The 19,830-nt window shown below is 55.7% G+C and carries 22 protein-coding genes; 18 read left to right on the plus strand and 4 right to left on the minus strand.

Features of this window, described 5'->3' with window-relative positions; all coding sequences use genetic code 11:
• The first annotated feature begins 11 nt into the window (after nucleotides 1-11).
• The 9 genes from B5E62_RS12065 to nspC all read left to right on the plus strand — a co-directional run bounded on the left by B5E62_RS12065 (nucleotide 12) and on the right by nspC (nucleotide 9,769).
• The gene (locus tag B5E62_RS12065) at nucleotides 12-1,325 is read left to right on the plus strand and encodes a TrkH family potassium uptake protein (RefSeq protein ID WP_087174804.1); all 1,314 of its coding nucleotides are present in this window, start codon (nucleotides 12-14) and stop codon (nucleotides 1,323-1,325) included.
• A 16-nt stretch (nucleotides 1,326-1,341) separates the two neighbouring features.
• The gene (locus tag B5E62_RS12070) at nucleotides 1,342-2,004 is read left to right on the plus strand and encodes a potassium channel family protein (protein ID WP_033124697.1); all 663 of its coding nucleotides are present in this window, start codon (nucleotides 1,342-1,344) and stop codon (nucleotides 2,002-2,004) included.
• A 25-nt stretch (nucleotides 2,005-2,029) separates the two neighbouring features.
• A complete protein-coding gene (locus B5E62_RS12075) occupies nucleotides 2,030-3,082 on the plus strand; it encodes an inorganic phosphate transporter (protein WP_087174805.1) in 1,053 nt (350 codons plus the stop codon).
• Nucleotides 3,083-3,113: 31 nt separating this feature from the next.
• A complete protein-coding gene (locus B5E62_RS12080; RefSeq protein ID WP_087174806.1) occupies nucleotides 3,114-3,737 on the plus strand; it encodes a DUF47 domain-containing protein in 624 nt (207 codons plus the stop codon).
• A gap of 472 nt (nucleotides 3,738-4,209) precedes the next feature.
• A complete protein-coding gene (locus B5E62_RS12085; RefSeq protein ID WP_087174807.1) occupies nucleotides 4,210-5,676 on the plus strand; it encodes an aminotransferase class I/II-fold pyridoxal phosphate-dependent enzyme in 1,467 nt (488 codons plus the stop codon).
• A gap of 3 nt (nucleotides 5,677-5,679) precedes the next feature.
• Nucleotides 5,680-6,531, plus strand: coding sequence for a polyamine aminopropyltransferase (speE, locus tag B5E62_RS12090; protein ID WP_033124701.1), 852 nt, complete (start codon nucleotides 5,680-5,682; stop codon nucleotides 6,529-6,531).
• Nucleotides 6,521-7,381, plus strand: a complete 861-nt coding sequence (gene speB, locus B5E62_RS12095; RefSeq protein ID WP_087174808.1) for an agmatinase — start codon at nucleotides 6,521-6,523, stop codon at nucleotides 7,379-7,381. Before speE ends, speB begins: the two co-directional genes overlap by 11 nt.
• Nucleotides 7,382-7,411: 30 nt before the next feature.
• Nucleotides 7,412-8,614 (plus strand): saccharopine dehydrogenase family protein, encoded by a 1,203-nt coding sequence (locus tag B5E62_RS12100; protein WP_076780416.1) that lies wholly within the window; start codon nucleotides 7,412-7,414, stop codon nucleotides 8,612-8,614.
• 9 nt (nucleotides 8,615-8,623) lie between these two features.
• Nucleotides 8,624-9,769, plus strand: a complete 1,146-nt coding sequence (nspC, locus tag B5E62_RS12105; RefSeq protein WP_087174809.1) for a carboxynorspermidine decarboxylase — start codon at nucleotides 8,624-8,626, stop codon at nucleotides 9,767-9,769.
• Between the two features lie 30 nt (nucleotides 9,770-9,799).
• On the opposite strand, the gene B5E62_RS17760 is transcribed toward nspC, so the two are convergent.
• The 3 genes from B5E62_RS17760 to B5E62_RS17685 all read right to left on the minus strand — a co-directional run bounded on the left by B5E62_RS17760 (nucleotide 9,800) and on the right by B5E62_RS17685 (nucleotide 11,557).
• Nucleotides 9,800-10,075: a helix-turn-helix domain-containing protein gene (locus B5E62_RS17760; protein ID WP_087174851.1), complete on the minus strand. Its 276-nt coding sequence runs from the start codon at nucleotides 10,073-10,075 to the stop codon at nucleotides 9,800-9,802.
• A 113-nt stretch (nucleotides 10,076-10,188) separates the two neighbouring features.
• The gene (locus B5E62_RS17075; RefSeq protein ID WP_164488446.1) at nucleotides 10,189-10,365 is read right to left on the minus strand and encodes a hypothetical protein; all 177 of its coding nucleotides are present in this window, start codon (nucleotides 10,363-10,365) and stop codon (nucleotides 10,189-10,191) included.
• Nucleotides 10,366-10,405: 40 nt separating this feature from the next.
• Nucleotides 10,406-11,557, minus strand: a complete 1,152-nt coding sequence (locus tag B5E62_RS17685) for an IS91 family transposase (RefSeq protein WP_087174852.1) — start codon at nucleotides 11,555-11,557, stop codon at nucleotides 10,406-10,408.
• A 340-nt stretch (nucleotides 11,558-11,897) separates the two neighbouring features.
• On the opposite strand from B5E62_RS17685, the gene B5E62_RS12120 reads away from it, so the two are divergent.
• Genes B5E62_RS12120 through yfcE form a run of 3 tightly spaced genes read left to right on the plus strand, consistent with a single transcriptional unit; the run spans nucleotide 11,898 to nucleotide 13,233 of the window.
• Nucleotides 11,898-12,083, plus strand: coding sequence for a hypothetical protein (locus B5E62_RS12120; protein ID WP_087174810.1), 186 nt, complete (start codon nucleotides 11,898-11,900; stop codon nucleotides 12,081-12,083).
• The gene (locus B5E62_RS12125) at nucleotides 12,083-12,691 is read left to right on the plus strand and encodes a hypothetical protein (protein ID WP_087174811.1); all 609 of its coding nucleotides are present in this window, start codon (nucleotides 12,083-12,085) and stop codon (nucleotides 12,689-12,691) included. The genes B5E62_RS12120 and B5E62_RS12125 overlap by 1 nt, the downstream gene beginning before the upstream one ends.
• Nucleotides 12,688-13,233 (plus strand): phosphodiesterase, encoded by a 546-nt coding sequence (gene yfcE / locus B5E62_RS12130; RefSeq protein ID WP_087174812.1) that lies wholly within the window; start codon nucleotides 12,688-12,690, stop codon nucleotides 13,231-13,233. Before B5E62_RS12125 ends, yfcE begins: the two co-directional genes overlap by 4 nt.
• Before the next feature lie 33 nt (nucleotides 13,234-13,266).
• On the opposite strand, the gene B5E62_RS12135 is transcribed toward yfcE, so the two are convergent.
• A complete protein-coding gene (locus B5E62_RS12135) occupies nucleotides 13,267-13,896 on the minus strand; it encodes a YczE/YyaS/YitT family protein (RefSeq protein ID WP_087174813.1) in 630 nt (209 codons plus the stop codon).
• 192 nt (nucleotides 13,897-14,088) lie between these two features.
• On the opposite strand from B5E62_RS12135, the gene B5E62_RS12140 reads away from it, so the two are divergent.
• The 6 genes from B5E62_RS12140 to thiE all read left to right on the plus strand — a co-directional run bounded on the left by B5E62_RS12140 (nucleotide 14,089) and on the right by thiE (nucleotide 19,826).
• Entirely contained in the window at nucleotides 14,089-15,075 is a 987-nt protein-coding gene (locus tag B5E62_RS12140; RefSeq protein ID WP_087174814.1) for an AraC family transcriptional regulator, read from the plus strand.
• Nucleotides 15,068-15,793 (plus strand): ABC transporter ATP-binding protein, encoded by a 726-nt coding sequence (locus tag B5E62_RS12145; RefSeq protein ID WP_087174815.1) that lies wholly within the window; start codon nucleotides 15,068-15,070, stop codon nucleotides 15,791-15,793. The genes B5E62_RS12140 and B5E62_RS12145 overlap by 8 nt, the downstream gene beginning before the upstream one ends.
• 38 nt (nucleotides 15,794-15,831) lie before the next feature.
• Nucleotides 15,832-16,764: a SufB/SufD family protein gene (locus B5E62_RS12150; RefSeq protein WP_087174816.1), complete on the plus strand. Its 933-nt coding sequence runs from the start codon at nucleotides 15,832-15,834 to the stop codon at nucleotides 16,762-16,764.
• Between the two features lie 14 nt (nucleotides 16,765-16,778).
• A complete protein-coding gene (locus tag B5E62_RS12155) occupies nucleotides 16,779-18,197 on the plus strand; it encodes an NAD(P)/FAD-dependent oxidoreductase (protein WP_087174817.1) in 1,419 nt (472 codons plus the stop codon).
• A gap of 170 nt (nucleotides 18,198-18,367) precedes the next feature.
• The gene (gene thiM / locus B5E62_RS12160; protein WP_087174853.1) at nucleotides 18,368-19,210 is read left to right on the plus strand and encodes a hydroxyethylthiazole kinase; all 843 of its coding nucleotides are present in this window, start codon (nucleotides 18,368-18,370) and stop codon (nucleotides 19,208-19,210) included.
• Nucleotides 19,197-19,826 carry a thiamine phosphate synthase gene (gene thiE, locus B5E62_RS12165; RefSeq protein WP_275532590.1) on the plus strand — a complete coding sequence of 210 codons (630 nt, stop codon included), beginning with the start codon at nucleotides 19,197-19,199 and terminating at the stop codon, nucleotides 19,824-19,826. The genes thiM and thiE overlap by 14 nt, the downstream gene beginning before the upstream one ends.
• The last annotated feature ends 4 nt before the right edge of the window (nucleotides 19,827-19,830 follow it).

The following is a 19,830-nucleotide window of genomic DNA, read 5'->3' on the forward strand; positions in this document are numbered from 1 at the left end:
AGGAGTAAAAAATGAAAAGCAGAATAACACTTATCGGATTTTTTAAGAGACAGCCTGCCGGGCGGCTGATAGCGATAGGCTTTGCCTCAGTGATCCTTCTGGGGGCCGTGCTTTTGTGTCTGCCTGTATCCGTGAAGGACGGAGCGCATGTGTCCTTCATCGACGCGCTGTTTACATCCACAAGCGCTGTCTGTGTGACGGGGCTGATCGCCATCGACACGGCGGACCATTTTACGGCCTTCGGGCAGGGACTGGTGGCTCTGCTGATACAGGTCGGCGGCCTGGGAGTGACCTCGGTGGGCGTGGGACTGATGCTGGCGGCAGGAAAGCGGGTGAGTATCAAGACAAGGCTTCTCGTGAAGGAAGCCCTGAACGTGGACAGTTACAAGGGGATGGTGCGCCTCATACGGTCTGTCCTCCTGATGACGCTTCTCTTTGAGACGGCCGGGGCCATCTTAAGCTATCCTGTGTTCAGCCGGGACCATGAGCCGCTCCACGCGGCAGGCATCAGTATCTTCCATTCCATCGCGGCCTTCAACAACTCGGGATTTGACATCCTGGGAGGCCTTCGGAACCTGACCATTTACCAGGACAGCGTCCTTCTGAACCTGACCACGGCCGGGCTGATCATATTCGGCGGCCTGGGCTTTCTGGTCATTCTGGACATTGCAAAGAAAAGGTGCTTTAAAAAGCTGTCCTTCCACTCCAAGGTGGTCATCTCCACCAGCATTGTGCTGATCATCGCGGGCACGCTGCTTTTAAAGGCCACGGAGGATATTTCCTGGCTGGGAGCGTTTTTCCAGAGCGTGTCGGCCAGGACGGCGGGATTTTCCACCTATGCCATCGGAGATTTCACGAACGCCGGGCTTTTCGTCCTGTGCGTGCTCATGTTCATCGGCGCTTCGCCGGGATCCACCGGAGGCGGTATCAAGACCAGCACCTTCTTTGTGCTGTTCCAGGCGGCCAGGAGCGCATGTGTGAAGAAAAATGTCTGCGCGTTCCGGAGAAGTATTTCCCGGCAGAATATTTCAAAAGCCAGCATGATCACTGTGCTGTCCATGATGGTGGTGTGCGTGGCCACCTTCCTTCTGTGTGTGCTGGAGCCGGACCGCACGTTTATCCAGGTGTTCTTTGAGGTGGTGTCCGCTTTTGGAACGGTAGGACTTTCCACGGGTATCACGCCTGGCTTAAGTGTGGCGGCCAAGATCGTCATTATCTTTGTCATGTTTATCGGAAGGCTGGGAGCGTTTACGCTCCTCACTATCTGGATCAGCCATCCGGAACCGAAGATACGCTACTCAGAGGAGAATATTGCCATCGGCTGATAGAGGAGAAAAAATCATGAGGAAAAAATCGAAATTAACATACGGAGTCATTGGTCTGGGACGCTTCGGCATGGCACTTGCCGTGACGCTGGCAGAGTCCGACAATGACGTCATCGTCATGGACCGGGAGGAGAGCTCCATACGGGAAATGCGAAATTATACAGACTATGCCTTTGTGACAAATGACCTGAGCATGGAGGCGCTGAGGGAGGCGGGTATCCACAACTGCGACGTGGTCATCGTCTGCATTGGCGAGAAGGTGGATGTCAGCGTCCTGACTACCATGAGCGTGATAGAGATGGGAGTTCCCAGGGTCATCGCCAAGGCGCTGTCGCCGGAGCAGGGCGCTGTGCTGAAAAAGCTGGGCGCCGAGGTGGTCTACCCGGAGCGGGATATGGCACTGCGTCTGGGACGCCGGCTTCTGTCCGGGAATTTCCTGGACTATATCCCCCTGGACCACAGCGTGCAGATCACACAGATCCGCATCCCGGAGAGGATGGTGGGAAAAACCGTGGAGCAGATCCAGCTCCGGCGGAAATACGGCCTGAACATCATTGCCATAGAGAGCGGCAGCGAGACTACCATAGAGGTGCAGCCTGATTACCAGCTTAAGGACGGCGACATCATCGTAGTCATCGGAAAGGCTGATAATATCAATACATTTGAGGAAAGCCTGTAAACAGCAGGCGGGAGGGAAAAGGTTTATGGATGTTTCGTTAAGTTATTTCCTGGATGCCATGTCCGGCAGCCCGGTCCTTGTCATTACGCTGCTCCTGACGCTGGGCGTGATCTTCGTCAACGGATGGACGGACGCGCCCAACGCCATCGCCACCTGCGTGACGACGAGATGTCTGCCGGCCCGCACGGCTATCATGATGAGTGCGGCCTTCAATTTTCTGGGTGTGTTTGTCATGACCCAGATCAACAGCTCCGTGGCATCCACCATAAGCAACATGGTGGACTTCGGCAGCAATACCCAGGAGGCTCTGGTGGCCCTGTGCGCGGCCCTCATCTCCATCGTGGTGTACAGTGTGGCCGCTTCGGTCTTTGGCATTCCGACCAGTGAGAGCCACAGTCTCATTGCGGGCATATCCGGCGCCGCCATCGCCATCCAGGGCGGCGTGGGCGGCATCAACGGGGCGGAGTGGGTCAAGGTCATCTACGGCCTTGTGCTGAGCCTGGCTCTCGGATTTATCACCGGCTGGGTCATCTGCCGGGCCATCACGGTCCTTTGTCAGAACATGGAGAGGCGCAGGGCGGACCGGTTCTTCGGGGGAGCCCAGATCGTGGGCGCCGCCGCCATGAGCTTCATGCACGGGGCTCAGGACGGCCAGAAATTTATCGGCGTGCTGTTCCTTGGCATCGCCTTCTGCAACGGCCAGAATTCGGTCAGCGGCATGGAGATCCCGGTGTGGCTCATGCTCCTGTGCAGTATCGTCATGGGGCTTGGGACGAGCGTGGGAGGAGAGAAGATCATCAAGTCCGTGGGCATGGACATGGTGAAGCTGGAGCGCTACCAGGGCTTTTCTGCCGACCTGGCAGGGGCCTTCTGTCTGCTCCTCTCCAGCGTGTTCGGCATCCCTGTATCCACCACCCACACAAAGACCAGCGCCATCATGGGCGTGGGTGCGGTGAAGCGGCTGTCCGCCATTAATTTTAATGTGGTGAAGGACATGATGCTCACCTGGATCTTCACATTCCCGGGGTGCGGCATTATCAGCTTTGTGATGGCCAAGATATTCATGGCTGCCTTTTAGGTAAAATACAGGAGAAAAGGAGAAAAGAACAATGTCAAAAAAACAGGACGCGTTTTATTATGATAATTTTGCCGCGTGTGCGGAGCTTGCAAGAAAAGCGACCCATTTTCTGAAGGAGAAGCTGACGGCCTTTGACCCGGCGAAAATGGAGGAGAATATGGAGGAGATCCACCGGATCGAGCACGAGGCGGATGAAAAGAAGCATCAGCTCACAGACCGGCTGGCCAAGGCCTTCATCACCCCCATTGAGAGGGAGGATATCATATCCTTAAGCTACAATATCGATGAGCTGACTGACAAGGCGGAGGAGGTCTTCATCCGCATCTACATGAACAATGTGCAGACCATCCGTCCGGACGCCCTCAGGATGCTGGACATCGTCATCGCCTGCACGGAGGAGGTGTGCGCCCTTGTGAAGGAGTTCCCGGATTTCCGCCGCTCCAAAAAGCTGAATGAGAGTATCATCCGCATCAACTCCCTGGAGGAGCAGGCGGACAGGATCTATTTTGCCAGCATGAGGGCGCTCCATACGGAGGGAGGAGATGTGCTGGAGATCCTGGCCTGGAGAGAGATCTACACCTACCTGGAGAAGTGCGCGGACGCCTGCGAGCACGTGGCGGACGTGGTGGAAGAGGTTGTGATGAAAAATTCCTAGACCGGTTTTTTCTGAAAATATTTCTTGCATGTTTACAAAAAATGTGATATAAGTAAACACGTATGGAAAACAGATATGGCTTCCATGCAAATATTTTTTCGGCAGCAGAGAGACAGGCTGCCTTATTGATTGAGTTAGAAGCTCAAATTTTATAAGTTGGTTACTTTATAACCAGTGTGCAAAAAGGCATACAAAACTTGTGAAACGGTCAATAAGAGTAGTAAAAGTAAAAATATTTGCTATATAGACTCTAAAAGGTCCCATATCTGTCCATAACATGACACCAGGAAACGCGAAAGGATTTTTCTGCGGGTGTGTCTGTATGTATATTTGTGATAGAGTGATGAAACGCAAGTGGAAGGTGCCCTTCTGCCTGCGTTTTTTTGTTCTGCCGGAAAGTCCCTGGGACGCCCGGGCAGGATAAGAGTCCTCCGGCGGGACCGCAGGCGCTGCAGGAAGGAGTGAGTGAAGCATGAAAAAATATGTACAGGAGGATGCCCCCATCTACGAGGCGCTGGAGCAGTTCCGGAGGATGCGGATCGTGCCCTTTGACGTGCCGGGGCACAAGAGGGGAAGAGGGAACCCGGAGCTCTCAGAGCTTCTGGGGGACAGGTGCGTCAATATCGATGTAAACTCCATGAAGCCGCTGGACAATCTGTGCCATCCGGTCTCTGTGATCAAGGCGGCGGAGGAGCTGGCGGCGGAGGCCTTCGGGGCGGCCCACGCCTTTCTCATGGTGGGCGGCACCACATCGGCGGTCCAGAGCATGGCCCTGGCCTGCTGTAAAAAGGGGGATAAGATCATCATGCCGAGGAATGTCCACAGGAGCATTATCAATGCCCTTGTCCTGTGCGGCGCAAGGCCGGTGTATGTGAACCCGGATGTGGACCGGCATCTGGGGATCTCCCTTGGCATGAAAGTGGAGCAGGTGGAGCAGGCCATCCGCGACAACCCGGACGCGGTGGCCGTGTTTGTGAACAACCCCACATACTACGGCATCTGCTCCGATCTTCGGACCATTGTGGAGGCGGCCCACAGCCACGGCATGAAGGTGCTGGTGGACGAGGCCCACGGCACCCACTTTTACTTCGGGGAAAACTTCCCTGTGACAGCCATGGCCGCAGGGGCGGATATGGCGTCGGTGAGCATGCACAAGTCCGGCGGGAGCCTGACCCAGAGCTCCCTCCTCCTGGTGGGGAAGGACATGCACCCCGGCTACGTGCGGCAGATCATCAATCTGACCCAGACGACCAGCGCCTCCTACCTGCTGCTTTCCAGCCTGGACATCTCCAGGAGAAATCTGGCCCTGCGGGGGAGGGAGGCCTTCGCGAAGGTAGCGGAGCTGGCAGAGTACGCGCGGGAGGAGATCAACCGGATCGGCGGCTACTACGCTTTTGGCGATGAGCTGGTGAACCGGGACAGCGTCTATGCCTTCGACCCCACAAAGCTGTCTGTCCACACCCTGGACATTGGCCTGGCCGGCATTGAGGTGTACGACATCCTGCGGGATGAGTACGACATCCAGATCGAGTTCGGGGATTTGGGAAACATGCTGGCTTACCTGTCCATCGGCGACAGGAAGCAGGAGGTGGAGCGCCTGGTCAGCGCCCTGGCGGACATCAAGCGGCGTTACCAGAAGGACAAGACAGGTATGCTCTCCCAGGAGTACATACCGCCCCGGGTGGTGATGACGCCCCAGGAGTCCTTCTACGCGCCCAAGGAACAGCTCCCCATCCAGGAGGCGGAGGGGCGGATCTGCAGTGAGTTCGTCATGTGCTATCCGCCGGGGATCCCCATCCTGGCGCCGGGGGAGGAGATCACGGACGAGATCATCGAGTACATCCTCTACGCCAAGGAGAAAGGCTGCTCCATGACCGGGCCGGAGGATGAGAAGATCGAGAAGCTCAATGTTGTCACAGAGAAGAAGGGAGGCGTGTAGACCATGGAAATGTGGTTTTCAGATGAACACACAGAGGACGTGAAGCTGTCCATCCGGATCAAGGAACAGCTTTTCAGCGCCCAGAGCGAGTTCCAGCGGATCGATGTGCTGGACTCCCGGGAGTTCGGCCGGATCCTTGTGGCGGACGGGGATCTGATGCTGACGGAGAAGGATGAATTCATTTACCACGAGATGATCACCCACGTGCCCATGGCGGTGCATCCCCATGTGGAGGACGTGCTTGTCATCGGCGGAGGCGACGGCGGTGTGGTACGGGAGCTGATCAAGTACGAGGAGATCCGCCACATCGATGTGGTGGAGATGGATCCGCTCCTTGTGGAGGTCTGCCGGAAATATATCCCGGAGATCGCCTGCAGTCTCAACGATGAGAGGGTGGAGATCTTTCACGAGGACGGCCTGCGGTTCATCCGCTCCCAGACAGACCGGTACGACCTCATCATCATCGACTCCCCCAACCCCTTCGGACCCGGGGAGGGACTGTTCACAAAAGAGTTTTACGGGAACTGCTACAATGCCCTCCGGGAGGACGGCATCATGGTCAACCAGAATGAGAGTCCTTTTTACACGGAGGAGGCTTTCCAGTGCCAGCGGATGCACAAGCGGATCGTGGAGACCTTTCCCATCTGCCGGGTGTACCAGGCCCACCTGCCCTCCTACCCGTCGGGGCACTGGCTCTTTGGATTTGCGTCAAAAAAGTACCATCCCCTGGAGGATTTAAACGCCGTGGCCTGGAAGCTGAAAGGCATCCGCACAAGATACTATGAACCGAGACTGCACGCAGGGGTGTTCGCCCTGCCGGTCTATGTGGAGGAGCTGCTGGAAGATGTTGAATAAAAATATTGTAGATTATATGGGATGTGACTGTACATATGAGGAGGCGGACATTGTCCTTTACGGGGCGCCCTTTGACTCCACCACCTCCTTCCGGCCGGGGACCCGCTTTGCCGGAGGCGCCATCCGGGCGGACTCCTACGGGCTGGAGACTTACAGCCCTTACCAGGACAGAAGCCTGGAGGAGTGCCGGGTCTTTGACATGGGAGATCTGGAGCTGGCCATCGGAAGTTCGGAGAAGGTGCTGGATCAGATCGAGGAGACGGCCGGGGAGATCTTCCGGGACGGGAAGCTGCCCTTCCTCATCGGGGGAGAGCACCTGGTGACCCTGGGAAGTGTCCGGGCGGCGGCCCGGAAATATCCGGATCTTCACATCCTGCACTTTGACGCCCACACGGACCTGCGGGAGGATTACCTGGGGGTGGAGCTGTCCCACGCCTGCGTCCTTCGGCGGTGCTGGGAGCTGCTGGGGGATGGCCGCATCCACCAGTTCGGCATCCGCTCCGGGGAGAGGGCGGAGTTTGCCTGGGCCCGGGAGGGACACACGGATCTTCATCCTTTCACCCTGGAGGGGCTGGGGGAGACGCTGGAGAAACTGAAGGGCGTCCCGGTGTACTTCACAGTAGATCTGGATGTGATGGACCCTTCCGTCTTTCCCGGGACGGGAACGCCGGAGCCGGGAGGCGTAAGTTATATGGAGCTGCAGAGAGCCGTGACGGAAGTGTGCCGGAAGGCAGAGGTCATCGGGTGTGACGTGACAGAGCTGAGCCCGCCTTTTGACCCCACAGGGGCTTCCACGGCCGCGGCATGCAAGATCATAAGGGAGATGCTCATCGCCCTTGGAACAAAATAGAAAAGAGAGAAGAAAAGGAGGATATTAGAAATGGGAAAAGTACTGATCATCGGATGCGGAGGAGTGGCCAGCGTGGCTATCCAGAAATGCTGCCAGAACAGCGAGGTGTTTTCAGAGATCTGCATCGCCAGCCGCACCGTGTCCAAGTGTGACGCGCTGAAGGAGAAGCTGGAGGGCACTACAAAGACAAAGATCACCACCGCCCAGGTGGATGCGGACAATGTGGAGGAGCTGAAGGCTCTCATCAAAAAAGTGGAGCCGGAGGTGGTGCTGAACCTGGCTCTTCCCTACCAGGATCTTCATATCATGGACGCCTGCCTGGCCTGCGGCGTACACTATGTGGACACGGCCAACTACGAGCCCGAGGACACGGCAAAATTTGAGTACAAATGGCAGTGGGCCTACCGGGACGCCTACGAGAAGGCAGGCCTTACAGCTCTTCTTGGAAGCGGTTTCGATCCGGGAGTGACCAGTGTGTTCTCCGCCTACGCGCTGAAGCACTATTTTGACGAGATCAACTATATCGACATCCTGGACTGCAATGCGGGAGACCACGGCTATCCCTTTGCCACCAACTTCAACCCGGAGATCAACATCCGGGAGGTGTCCGCCAAAGGCTCCTACTGGGAGGACGGACACTGGGTGGAGACAGAGCCCATGGAGATCAAGCGGGTCTACAACTTCCCGGAGATCGGCCCGAAGGATATGTATCTTCTCCACCACGAGGAGATCGAGTCGCTGGCTCTCAATATCCCTGGCATCAAGAGGATCCGCTTCTTTATGACATTCGGGGAGAGCTATCTCACCCACCTGCGGTGCCTGGAAAATGTGGGAATGACCTCCATTGAACCCATTATGTTTGAGGGGAAAGAGATCGTGCCCCTGCAGTTCTTAAAGGCCGTGCTGCCGGATCCCTCCTCCCTGGGACCGCGGACAAAGGGAAAGACAAACATCGGCTGCATCTTTGTGGGAAAGAAAGACGGAAAAGAGAAGAAGATCTACATTTACAATACCTGTGATCACCAGGAGTGCTACAAAGAAGTGGGCTCCCAGGCAGTGGCTTACACCACAGGCGTGCCGGCCATGATCGGCGCTATGATGATCTTAAACGGCACATGGAAGAAGCCGGGCGTGTATAATATGGAAGAGTTTGACCCGGATCCGTTCATGGAAGCGCTGAACAAGTGGGGACTTCCCTGGAAGGTCAGCGAGGACCCGGAGCTGGTGGACTAGGAGAGAAAGATGAGACAAAGCAAGATACATACGCCCTGCTACATCGTGCAGGAGCGGGCGCTCAAGGAAAATCTGGAGCAGCTTGCCGGCCTGGCCCGGGAGACGGGATGCCGGATCCTGCTGGCTCAGAAGGCCTTCTCCATGTTCCGGGTCTACCCCCTCATAGGAAACTATCTGGCAGGGACCACAGCCAGCGGCCTCTACGAGGCCAGGCTGGGGGCGGAGTGCATGGGGAAGGAGAACCACATCTTCTCCCCCGCCTACCGGGAGGAGGAGATGGGCGAAATCCTCTCCCTTTGCGGACACGTAGTCCTCAACTCCCCCCAGCAGATACGGAGATACAAGAGGCAGATCCTGGCGGCGGGGAGGAGCCCGGGACTTCGTGTCAATCCGGAGTGCTCCACCCAGGAGGGCCACGCCATCTACGACCCCTGCGCCCCCGGTTCCCGGCTGGGGACTACCCTCTCCCAGCTTGAGAGGGCCCTTGCGGAGACGCCGGACCTTCTGGAGGGGATAGAGGGGCTGCATTTCCACACTCTGTGCGAGCAGGACGCAGACGCCCTGGCGGTGACGCTGGAAGCGGTGGTGGAAAAGTTCGGCGTGTACATGGCGAAGATGAAGTGGGTGAACCTGGGCGGAGGACATCATATCACCCGCCCGGGGTACCACATGGAGACGCTGAAGCAGTGCATCCGCCGGGTGCAGAAGCTCTGCGGAGGGACAGTCTATCTGGAGCCCGGGGAGGCGGTGGCGCTGCAGGCCGGGACGCTTCGGACCAGTGTGCTGGAGATCACGGAAAACGGCGTGCAGACAGCCATCCTGGACGCCTCCGCCGCCTGCCACATGCCGGACGTGCTGGAGATGCCCTACCGCCCGCCCCTTTCCGGGGCAGGCCTTCCCGGGGAGAAAGCCTTCACATACCGTCTGGCAGGCCCCACCTGTCTGGCAGGGGATGTGATCGGAGACTACTCCTTTGACCGGCCCCTGGAGACCGGGGACGTGCTGGAGTTCCAGGACATGGCCATCTACTCCATGGTAAAAAACAATACATTCAACGGCATGGCCCTTCCGGACATTGTCCTTGAGAGGGAGGACGGAAGCATGGAACTGGTGCGCCGGTTCGGCTATGAAGATTTTAAAGGCAGGCTTTCGTAAGCCTGCCTTTTCCGTGGCCGTGCGGGAAGCTCAGAATTCCCGCACGCCAAACTGATCCCTGTACTGCTTCAGCGTCATGCCGGTGTGCTTCTTGAAGGTCTTTCCCAGATGGCTCTGGGAAGAAAAGCCCAGGTAGGCGGCGATCTCACTGTAGGAGTAGGGGGAGTAGGAGAGCAGGTTTTTTGTCAGCCCGACCTTTTCGCGCAGGATAAAATCCGTGATGGTGAGACCCTCGTGCTGCCGGAATATCTCGGACAGATAATTTGCGTTCAGGTACAGCTCGTCGGCAATGTCCTGGATGCGGATTTTTTCACTTTATAGGAAATTCCGATTTTTCCAGAAAGTAAAAGAAACACGCGTTCACCAAACTTGAGCTTGGTAAACACGTGCGTGGGAATGACAATAAGACGATGGTCAGGTTAGAAGATATAAAAACCTTCTTCACCAAACAAATCGTCAAAAGGATCGTCTTCATTTAGAAAATAATCCATATCCAGAAGGTCATCCTCGCTCATATGGCGAATGTCCTCGGATGTCATTCCTTCCGGTGGATTTTCTATGTATTTTTTGCGCAGTTCCTCGATATCTGGTTTCATGGTAAACATCCTCCTTTGAGAGGATTATATCATAACAGTACTATGCAGAGGAACGCATTCCACGAGATTTGGACATGGCTATCTCGTACATTTCTTCGAGGGATACGCGCTTATGGTTGTAATAGAGTTCCAGGAACTCCATTTTGTGATTACATTCAGGACAATACAGAGGATCATAACCGAAAGAAAGGAAAATAGAGGTCCTCCATTGAGTGAAGCTGCGGTATATCTTGTGTTTTTCTCTGGAAATGACGCGGTGCAGTTTTGAATCAATCTTACGGTGTCTTGCATACAGACCGCCATAGCGGATCATTTTAAAATGTTTTTCCGGAATGTGACGGATGAGACGTTTGATGAAATCTATGGCAGGTAAAGTCTCTTCCACATACTGCTCATCTTCGTGGCGGTTATAGTGGAAAGTAACGGTATCTCCATCATACCGATCGATCCTGGATGTGGCTATGACGGGCCTGCCAAGATAACGGCCAATGTATTTAGCAACTACTTTCGGATCGCAAAGATTGGGTTTTGCATAGACATAGAAGCCTTGTTTGTGTTGAGTGTAACATTGCGCTTTTACTTTTTTAAAAGAAGGTCCAATCCTGTCTTCCAGTTCATTGAGAAGGGCAGTGCGGAATGCATTACGGAGATAGTTGAAGTTAAAGTGTTTCACATGACGCCAGAAGCCGTCATCACTGTAACCACCTTCGGAAAGGATGCAGTGGATGTGAGGATTCCATTTGAGATCTCTGCCAAAAGTGTGGAGAACCATGATATAGCCGGGAGTGAAGTTCTTGGCATGGTTCAGATTGAAAAACATACGGGATATGACACTGGAGACGGAATGAAAGAGACAGTTGAGGAGGGAACGGTCCTGAAGGAAGAAGTTGCGGAGGTTTTCATCAATGGTAAAAACGCAATGGCGGTGTTGAACGCTGACGAGCTTAAAAGACATACTGGTGGTGCGTTCCATAGCATATTTGTTTCCGCAGGAAGGGCAAAAGCGGCTGTGACAACGAAAAGCAACAAACTTGAAATTACCACAGTGGGGGCAGGAGTACATGGCGCCGCCAAATGAGGGATCACCGTAGTTGAGCATCTTATCAATATTTTCCATCTCAGTTTTTCTGGGATGAAGAGTATATTTAATTTCTTCATAATGGTCTGCAAAGATTCTTTGTAAGATATTCATAAGTCCATTATGCAAGAAAAAGTAACAAAAGGGAACCCCTAACCCCTCATGATTGGGGGGCAGGGGGAGCTGAATAGGCGAAGCCTATTTTTCATGAGAAAATTTTATGTCACATATTCTTGCGGCGGCGGGGGAAGTATGCTATTCTGTTTGCAGGCATTATTTTTCTCATATTCTCATGCGGTGTCTGCCGTGTCAAAGAAGAACGCCGGTTACTCTCCGGCATTTCTGTCAGAAATCTTAATGCTTATTTTTCACGATCAAAATAAGCAGAGAGGTTCTGGATGGAAAGAGGAAACGCCTTACATGGGCCTCCTGCGAAAACAAAGGAGGAGGGCCTGTGGAGCAGAAGACAAACGAAAAAGCCAGCGAAAAGCTGCAATGGCATCCGGCATTTGCCGCTGCCCTGCGTATCGAGCTGGAAGAGGAACTCAGCCGTCTGGATATAAGGGAAGAGTTTCAGCTGACTAAGAAGCCTTTACAGATGGATATGCCTGCGTTTATCAGTCTGACACAGACAGGGTGATGGAGATCCATCCTCAGGATCTGACACTGACCTTTGTGTGCAGCCGTTTTCCAAGGAAATTTCTGCGGCATCTGGAAGAGGTTCGGGAAATCAAGGCAAGAAGGATAGAGGAGGGGATCTACTATCTGGAGGGGGATCCCGTTCCCATGCAGCTTCTGATTCCGCCCCGATTGTCACCGGAGAATAACTACTGGATGCAGCATTTAAGAGGAAATCTGAAAAGGGGAAACGAGATTGAGGAACTGATGAAACGCTATGAAGAACACAGTCATTCCAGGTGGTATCAGGCTGCTATGGACCTCATCATCAGGGCCAACTGGGAGAACGTAAAGGAGGAGAAAAATATGTGCGAAGCGCTGAGAGAGTTGTTTGCAGATGAACTCCGGGAGTCGGAAGAAAAAGGACTTGCAGCCGGGGCGGAGAAAAAACTGATTTCACAGGTCTGTGCGAAGTTAAAAAGAAAGATCTGTGTAGAGGAGATTGCAGGTGCACTGGAAGAGAAAATAGAAGTGATTCACACAATCTGCGAAGTTGCCGCGGACTATGCCCCGGATTATGACGTAGAGAAAATATATGACAAGCTGAAAGAAGGAGAAAACAGGAAATGAAGATACTGATCGCATCAGACATACACGGGAGCGCTTATTACTGCCGGAGCCTCCTGGAGAGATACAGAGAGGAGAAGCCGGATAAGCTGCTGCTTCTGGGAGATATCCTCTATCACGGTCCAAGGAACGACCTGCCCCGCGAGTACGCGCCGAAAGAGGTGCTGGCCATGCTCAATGATATAAAGGAGGAGATCCTGTGCGTTCGGGGCAACTGCGACACGGAAGTGGATCAGATGGTGCTGGAATTTCCGATCCTGGCGGACTACTGCATTTTGTATACCGGGAATAGGATGATCTTTGCAACACATGGGCATCAGCACAATACGACCCATCCCCCTATGCTGAAAGAGGGAGACATCCTCCTGCACGGCCACACCCATGTGCCGGTGCTGGAGGAGTTTGACGGAAAATACTATATCAATCCCGGCTCTGTGTCCATTCCCAAGGAGAACAGCGCCCACAGCTATATGATGCTGGAGGACGGCGTGTTCACCTGGAAAGATGTAGAGACAGGAAAGGCATACAGGGAGGCAGCGCTGTAGGGCGCTGCCCCTTCTGCGTCTGCGAAGCATTTTTCATACCGACACCGCCCCGGCTTTCCCGTACCGCAGAGGCTCCGACACATATTTTCGGAAGAAGGCAATGACAGGTCCCATGAAAAAGGCTGTCACCAGAGTGCCGATCCCCACGGTGGCATGCAGGGAAAAACCAATGACAACACAGATGATGTCTGTGGCAATGCGCAGGTACTGGAACGGAAACCGGGTGCGGTCATCCAGGTACAGAGCGATGACATCGTAGGTGGATACACCCAGGTCCGCCGTGAAATACAGGGCGGCGGCCAGGCTGATGAGCAGGATGCCTGCCAGCAGAAAGACGCATTTTAGCGCCAGGCCGGGATGGGGGAAGAGAGTGTCCCAGACCCAGCCGGAAAATTCTGCCACGTAGCCCAGGAGGAAGAGATTGATAAAGGTCCCAAGCCCGATCTTCCCTCTGTCCAGAAAGAACATGCCCGCCAGCAGGACCAGGTTCAGCATCATATAGAATGTGCCAAAGCCCAGGGGAGCCAGGTTCCACAGGCCGTGGGCGAAGACCTGGAAGGGGTCCATGCCGAAGTCAGAAAAATTGAACATGCCTACAGCAATGCCGTTCAGGCTGATGCCGCAGACAGTCATCAGGATACGTCTTGTTTTTTCGTTGTCCATCGCATGTTCGCTCCTTTGTGATACAGTGGAATATGCCGGAGATCCTTTTGGGAGGCATCTGCAATTGTATTGCCCCACTTGACATACCGGATACATACTATATAATTATAGTGCCGGAATGCTCCGGTGTCTGTCAGATTCAGACCAATTCATGTAATATTTGTACCAGATGTGATAAAGGAGGGAGCCTGCGTGAGTCACCTGCGCAGCCAGGAGCGTATCCTGGTGGATCAGACCATGTATGAATTACAGAAGCACGGGACAAAGGATTTCCCTTTTCAGGTATATTTCAATGATTTCCCGCACTACCGGGAGCATCTTGAGGACTGGCACTGCCATGACGAGATGGAGTTCATGGTGGCGCTTAAAGGGGCGTTTGAGTGCGGGCTGAATGAGCGGCGGTACAGGATCGGGGAGGGAGAAGGCGTATTTGTGAATTCGGGCGTGCTCCACAGATACCGGGTACTCGGGAATTACGAGGACAGCGAGAGTATATCCATTGTCTTCCTGCCCCAGTTTCTCTCCGGTGGAACGGAGAACCTTATCTTTCATAAATTTGTGGAGCCGGTCATGGAGGATGCCGGGCTGCGGGGAGAGCCGCTGCGCCGGGGAAGCCCGTGGCAGGAGCAGCTTCTCGTCTGCCTGCGGAGGATCTACTGCATGAGCAGAGAGGACGGGTGGCTCACAGAGATGCGCCTGCGCAACCAGCTCTCCCAGGCCTGGGAGCTGTTTATCAGAAGCCGGGAAGAGCAGAGGGAGGCAGAGGACGGAGGGCCCCGCGAGATGGCCTATGAGGAGAGGGCCAGGAAAATCCTGCAGTTTATCCAGGACCATTACCAGGAGGATATCTCCGTGGAGGATGTGGCGCGGCAGGTGCACATCAGCCGGACCGAGTGCTTCCGGTGCTTTCAGAGGATCACGGGACAGAGCCCCAAGAGCTATCTGAACAGCTACCGCATCAGGCAGGCCACGCATCAGCTGGAGACGACGGACGACAGTATCACAGATATCTGTTTTTCCTGCGGGTTCAATCATATGAGCTATTTTGTAAAAAGGTTCCGGGAGAGCACCGGCGTCTCGCCGGGAAAATACAGGAACATGGCGCGGGAGGCAGAAAAAGCGGATAGATCATACACCAATATGCAGCAAAAGCGGAAAGGAGATCAGGAAGATGCTTGAAGTAAAGAACCTGACTTTTAAAGTGAACGAAAACGGTGTGGAGAGGAGCATCGTGAAGGATATCAGCTTCACCGTGGAGAACGGGGAAATGCTGGTCATCACAGGCCCCAACGGGGGCGGAAAATCAACCCTTGCCAAGGTGCTGATGGGGATCGAGAAGGCCGACGCGGGGCAGATCATCCTGGACGGGGAGGATATTTCAGACTACGACATTGACCACAGAGCCAAGGCGGGGATTGGATTTGCGTTCCAGCAGCCCCCGAGGTTCAAGGGGATGACGGTGGACCGTCTGCTGTCTTTGGCTGCAGGTGAGCAGCTCCCGGAGCAGGTGGCCTGCCGGATGCTGAGCGCTGTCGGACTGTGCGCCAGGGAATATTTAAAGAGAGAGATTGACGGGACCCTCTCAGGCGGAGAGATGAAGCGCCTTGAGATCGCCACAGTGCTGGCCAAGAGCCACAAGCTCTGCATCTTTGACGAGCCCGAGGCGGGCATTGACCTGTGGAGCTTTTCCATGCTCATACAGCAGTTTGAAAAGATACATGAGAAGAAGGACCAGATGCTGATGCTGATCTCCCACCAGGAGAGGATCATCCGCATGGCGGACAGGATCATGGTCATCGACGATGGAAGGATAAAAAATATCGGCCCAAGGGAGGAAGTGCTCCCCACGCTCCTCAAGGAGGAGCCGTCCTGCACATGTATGGACCAGCAGGCATAAGAAGAGGCGGAAAGCGAAAAGAGAGGAGAAGATGACAGATGCCAGCATTATTAGATAAGATAACAGAACAGGTGCTGCGGCAGATAGACAGCGGCTCCGGATTTAAACAGGAGGGCGCGTTCAATCTCCGGCAGAACGGAGTCTCCCTGTGCCACGGCAGCACGGAGCACATCAAGATAAAGAAAAAGGAAGACAAGCCCGGTATAGATGTGTATATAGACGGGGATACAAAGGGCGAGCAGGTGCATATCCCGGTGGTGGTGAGCACCTCCGGTATGGTGGATATCGTGTACAATGACTTCTACATCGCCGACGGAGCGGACGTCACCATTGTGGCCGGCTGCGGCATCCACAACAGCGGCTGCAACGAGAGCCGCCATGACGGCATCCACGCCTTCCACGTGGGGAAGGGGGCCAATGTCCGCTACGAGGAAAAGCATTACGGCGAGGGCGAGGGGACCGGAGCAAGGGTCCTGAACCCGGTGACAAAGATTTATATGGAGGAAGATTCCATGTTCACCCTGGACACTGCCCAGATCAAGGGCGTGGACTCCACCGTACGGGAGACGGAGGTGACCATGGGGGCGAACGCCAGGCTCTATGTGGTGGAGAAGCTGATGACCCACGACAGACAGAAGGCGGAGTCCAATATGGCCGTTTACATGAAGGGGGAGGGAAGCTCCGCCCAGATCATTTCCAGGTCTGTGGCCAAGGGAAGCTCTACTCAGGTCTTCCACCCCAGGGCTGTGGGAGAGGCCAAATGCCACGCCCATATCCAGTGTGATTCCATCATCATGGATGAGGCCCAGGTGCGGTCCATCCCTGAGATAGACGCCCGCCATCTGGACGCGGCCATCATCCACGAGGCGGCTATCGGAAGGATCAACAACGAGCAGCTCATCAAGCTGCGCACCTTCGGAATGACCGAGGAGGAGGCAGAGGGCGTGATCGTGGAAGCATTTTTGAACTAGAGAAGGGACAAGCTATGAAAAAGTATGACGTCATTATCATCGGAGCAGGCCCGTCCGGGATTTTCTGTGCCTGCCGCCTGAAAGAACTGCATCCGGACATGAAGATACTCATGATCGAGAAGGGGCGGTCCATAGAGGACCGCTCCTGCCCCAAGCGGGTGACAAAGGAGTGCGTGGGGTGCCGGCCCTGCTCCATCACCACCGGATTTGCCGGGGCGGGAGCCTTCTCTGACGGGAAGCTTTCCCTCTCCCCGGATGTGGGAGGCACTCTGCCGGAGATACTGGGGTACGACAGGACGCAGGAGCTGATCCGCAGGGCGGATGAGATATACCTGAAATTCGGTGCGGACAAAAAGGTCTACGGCATCGATGACCCGGATGCCATCGACACCATCCGGGCAAAGGCCATCCGTGCCAACCTGAAGCTCATCGAGTGCCCCATCCGCCATCTGGGGACGGAAGAAGGCTACAAGATCTACGCAAGGCTCCAGCAGCATCTGCTGGACGTGGGTGTGGAGATCTTGTTCCGCACCATGGTCCGCGACATCCTGGCGGAGGACGGACGGGCTGTCGGCGTTGTGACGGAGGACGGGCAGGAATACCGGGCCGGGGCCATTGCAGCCGGGGTGGGAAGAGAGGGCTCTGAGTGGTTCGCAAAGCTGTGCGAAAAGCATCAGATCCGGACACGGAGCGGCACGGTGGACGTGGGCGTCCGGGTAGAGGTCCGGGACGAGGTCATGAAGGAGCTGAACGAGAAGCTCTACGAGGCCAAGCTTGTCTACTATACTCCCACGTTTGACGACAAGGTGCGGGTGTTCTGCACCAACCCCTCAGGGGAGGTGGCCACAGAGTACTACGACGGGGGGCTTGCCGTTGTGAACGGACACGCTTACAAATCTCAGGATATGAAGACGCGGAACACCAATTTTGCTCTTCTTGTGTCCAAGAATTTTACCGAGCCCTTCAAGTCTCCCATTGAATATGGAAAACACATTGCCCGGCTTGGGAATATGCTGAGCGGGGGAAAAATCCTCGTGCAGAGGTACGGGGACCTGAAGAGGGGGCGCCGGACAACAGAGGAGCGTCTGGTGCGCAGCAACGTGGTGCCCACACTGAAGGATGCGGTCCCGGGAGACCTTTCGCTCGTGCTGCCCCACCGGATCATGACAGCTATCCAGGAGATGATACAGGCGCTGGACAGGGTGACGCCCGGCATTGCCAGCGATGAGACGCTGCTCTACGGGGTGGAGGTGAAGTTTTACTCCAACAAGGTGGTGACAGACAGGCAGTTCCACACCTCTCTATCCGGGCTCTACGCCATGGGAGACGGAGCTTCCATCACAAGAGGGCTGATGCAGGCCTCGGCCAACGGCCTGTGCGTGGCGGAATGCATTGCGGACGAGAGGGAAGAGGGCTGTGTATCCGCGGATTAGGCGGTATCATATAAGTTCATAAATGCCAGCGCCCGGCTCTTGTATTTTTACAGGCCGGGCGTTATACTGTAACTAATTTTCCGGCAGCGGCCGGGACAAAAAAGACAGGGAGGAAAGCAGGCAAACTAATGCGGGGAGAAAAGACTGGAAAAGAAAACAGGCGGGGAAGCATGGACGGACAGACAGCGGGACAGCTGGCGGAGCAGACGGCCTGGCTGCTGTCAGAGCTGAAGAGGAAAAGGCCTCTCGTCCACTGCATCACCAACTATGTGACAGCCAATGACTGTGCCAATATCCTCCTTGCCATTGGGGCATCCCCCATCATGGCGGACGACCCGGAGGAGACAGAGGAGATCGCGGCGGCGGCCTCCGCCCTTGTCCTCAACATGGGCACCCCCTCCAGGCGGAAGCTGGAGGGCATGGTCCGTGCCGGAAAGAAGGCCAATGAAAAAGGGATCCCCGTGATCCTGGACCCGGTGGGGGCGGGGGCCTCCCGGCTCAGACAGGAGATGACAGAGCGGCTCATCCGGGAGGTCAGGGTGGATATCCTGCGGGGCAATGTGTCGGAGATTTCCTTTGCGGCGGGCCTCGCCTCCTGTGAAAAGGGCGTGGATGTGTCCGAGGCAGACCGGGGGATTGACCGGACAGAGGCGGCCCTGGCTGCGGCCAGGCGGCTTGGCTGTACCGTGGCGGTGACCGGCGAGGCGGACGTGGTGACAGATGGAAAGCATATGGCGAGGATACGGGGCGGCAGCGCCATGATGGCCCGGGTGACCGGGACGGGCTGCATGACCAGCGCCCTGGCCGGGGCCTTTGCAGGAGCCGCAGGGGACAGCGGAGAGGTCTTCTCCGCTGCCGTGGCCGCCCTGGCGGCCATGGGGATCGCCGGGGAGACGGCCTTTGAGAAGGCGGGGCACCTGGGGTGCGGAAGCTTCCACATGGCCCTCCTTGACGCTGTGGGAGGACTGAGTGAAAAAAGTATAAGGGAGAGAGCAGACATTGAAGAAAGATAAGATTGATTACACGTTATATCTGTGCACGGACCGGGGACTCATGAGCACGGACACCCTGGAGGAGGCGGTGGAGCAGGCAGTCAGGGGAGGCTGCACGGTAGTGCAGCTCCGTGAGAAGGACTGCACATCCCTGGAGTTTTATGAGACAGCGCAGAGGGTCAGGCAGATAACGGACAGGTATCAGGTTCCCCTCATCATCAACGACCGGGTGGACATTGCCCTGGCTGTGGATGCGGACGGCGTCCATGTGGGACAGGACGACCTGCCGGCAAAGGAGGTCAGGAGGATACTGGGCCCGGACAAGGTGGTGGGCGTTTCCGCCGGCTGTGTGGAGGAGGCCGTGAAGGCGGCGGCAGACGGGGCGGACTATCTTGGCGTGGGGGCCATGTACGCCACCAGCACCAAGGAGGACGCGGATGTCACCTCCCGGGAGGAGCTCCTTAAGATACGGGAGAGTGTTGACCTTCCTATTGTGGTCATCGGCGGCATCAACCAGCAGACCTATCAGAACTTTAAAGGCATCGGCATCGACGGCCTGGCCGTGGTGTCCGCTGTGATCGCGGCGAAGGACATAGAGGCGGCAGCCCGGGAGCTGTCGGAAGGTTTCCGCAGCTGAAAAG

Source organism: Lachnoclostridium sp. An118 (assembly GCF_002160985.1).
In the GTDB taxonomy this organism is placed as follows: Bacteria; Bacillota; Clostridia; order Lachnospirales; family Lachnospiraceae; genus Claveliimonas; species Claveliimonas stercoravium.

Excerpts from the sequence above, each read along its gene's own strand:
- B5E62_RS12150 (WP_087174816.1), top strand. The coding sequence starts at position 15,832 with ATGCCAGCATTATTAGATAAGATAACAGAACAGGTGCTGCGGCAGATA.
- speE (WP_033124701.1), top strand. The coding sequence starts at position 5,680 with ATGGAAATGTGGTTTTCAGATGAACACACAGAGGACGTGAAGCTGTCC.
- B5E62_RS12135 (WP_087174813.1), bottom strand. The coding sequence starts at position 13,896 with ATGGACAACGAAAAAACAAGACGTATCCTGATGACTGTCTGCGGCATC.
- B5E62_RS12080 (WP_087174806.1), top strand. The coding sequence starts at position 3,114 with ATGTCAAAAAAACAGGACGCGTTTTATTATGATAATTTTGCCGCGTGT.
- B5E62_RS17075 (WP_164488446.1), bottom strand. The coding sequence starts at position 10,365 with ATGAAACCAGATATCGAGGAACTGCGCAAAAAATACATAGAAAATCCA.
- B5E62_RS12065 (WP_087174804.1), top strand. The coding sequence starts at position 12 with ATGAAAAGCAGAATAACACTTATCGGATTTTTTAAGAGACAGCCTGCC.
- B5E62_RS12070 (WP_033124697.1), top strand. The coding sequence starts at position 1,342 with ATGAGGAAAAAATCGAAATTAACATACGGAGTCATTGGTCTGGGACGC.
- B5E62_RS12100 (WP_076780416.1), top strand. The coding sequence starts at position 7,412 with ATGGGAAAAGTACTGATCATCGGATGCGGAGGAGTGGCCAGCGTGGCT.
- nspC (WP_087174809.1), top strand. The coding sequence starts at position 8,624 with ATGAGACAAAGCAAGATACATACGCCCTGCTACATCGTGCAGGAGCGG.
- B5E62_RS12125 (WP_087174811.1), top strand. The coding sequence starts at position 12,083 with ATGGAGATCCATCCTCAGGATCTGACACTGACCTTTGTGTGCAGCCGT.
- speB (WP_087174808.1), top strand. The coding sequence starts at position 6,521 with ATGTTGAATAAAAATATTGTAGATTATATGGGATGTGACTGTACATAT.
- B5E62_RS17685 (WP_087174852.1), bottom strand. The coding sequence starts at position 11,557 with ATGAATATCTTACAAAGAATCTTTGCAGACCATTATGAAGAAATTAAA.
- yfcE (WP_087174812.1), top strand. The coding sequence starts at position 12,688 with ATGAAGATACTGATCGCATCAGACATACACGGGAGCGCTTATTACTGC.
- B5E62_RS12145 (WP_087174815.1), top strand. The coding sequence starts at position 15,068 with ATGCTTGAAGTAAAGAACCTGACTTTTAAAGTGAACGAAAACGGTGTG.
- thiM (WP_087174853.1), top strand. The coding sequence starts at position 18,368 with ATGGACGGACAGACAGCGGGACAGCTGGCGGAGCAGACGGCCTGGCTG.
- B5E62_RS12155 (WP_087174817.1), top strand. The coding sequence starts at position 16,779 with ATGAAAAAGTATGACGTCATTATCATCGGAGCAGGCCCGTCCGGGATT.
- B5E62_RS12075 (WP_087174805.1), top strand. The coding sequence starts at position 2,030 with ATGGATGTTTCGTTAAGTTATTTCCTGGATGCCATGTCCGGCAGCCCG.
- B5E62_RS12085 (WP_087174807.1), top strand. The coding sequence starts at position 4,210 with ATGAAAAAATATGTACAGGAGGATGCCCCCATCTACGAGGCGCTGGAG.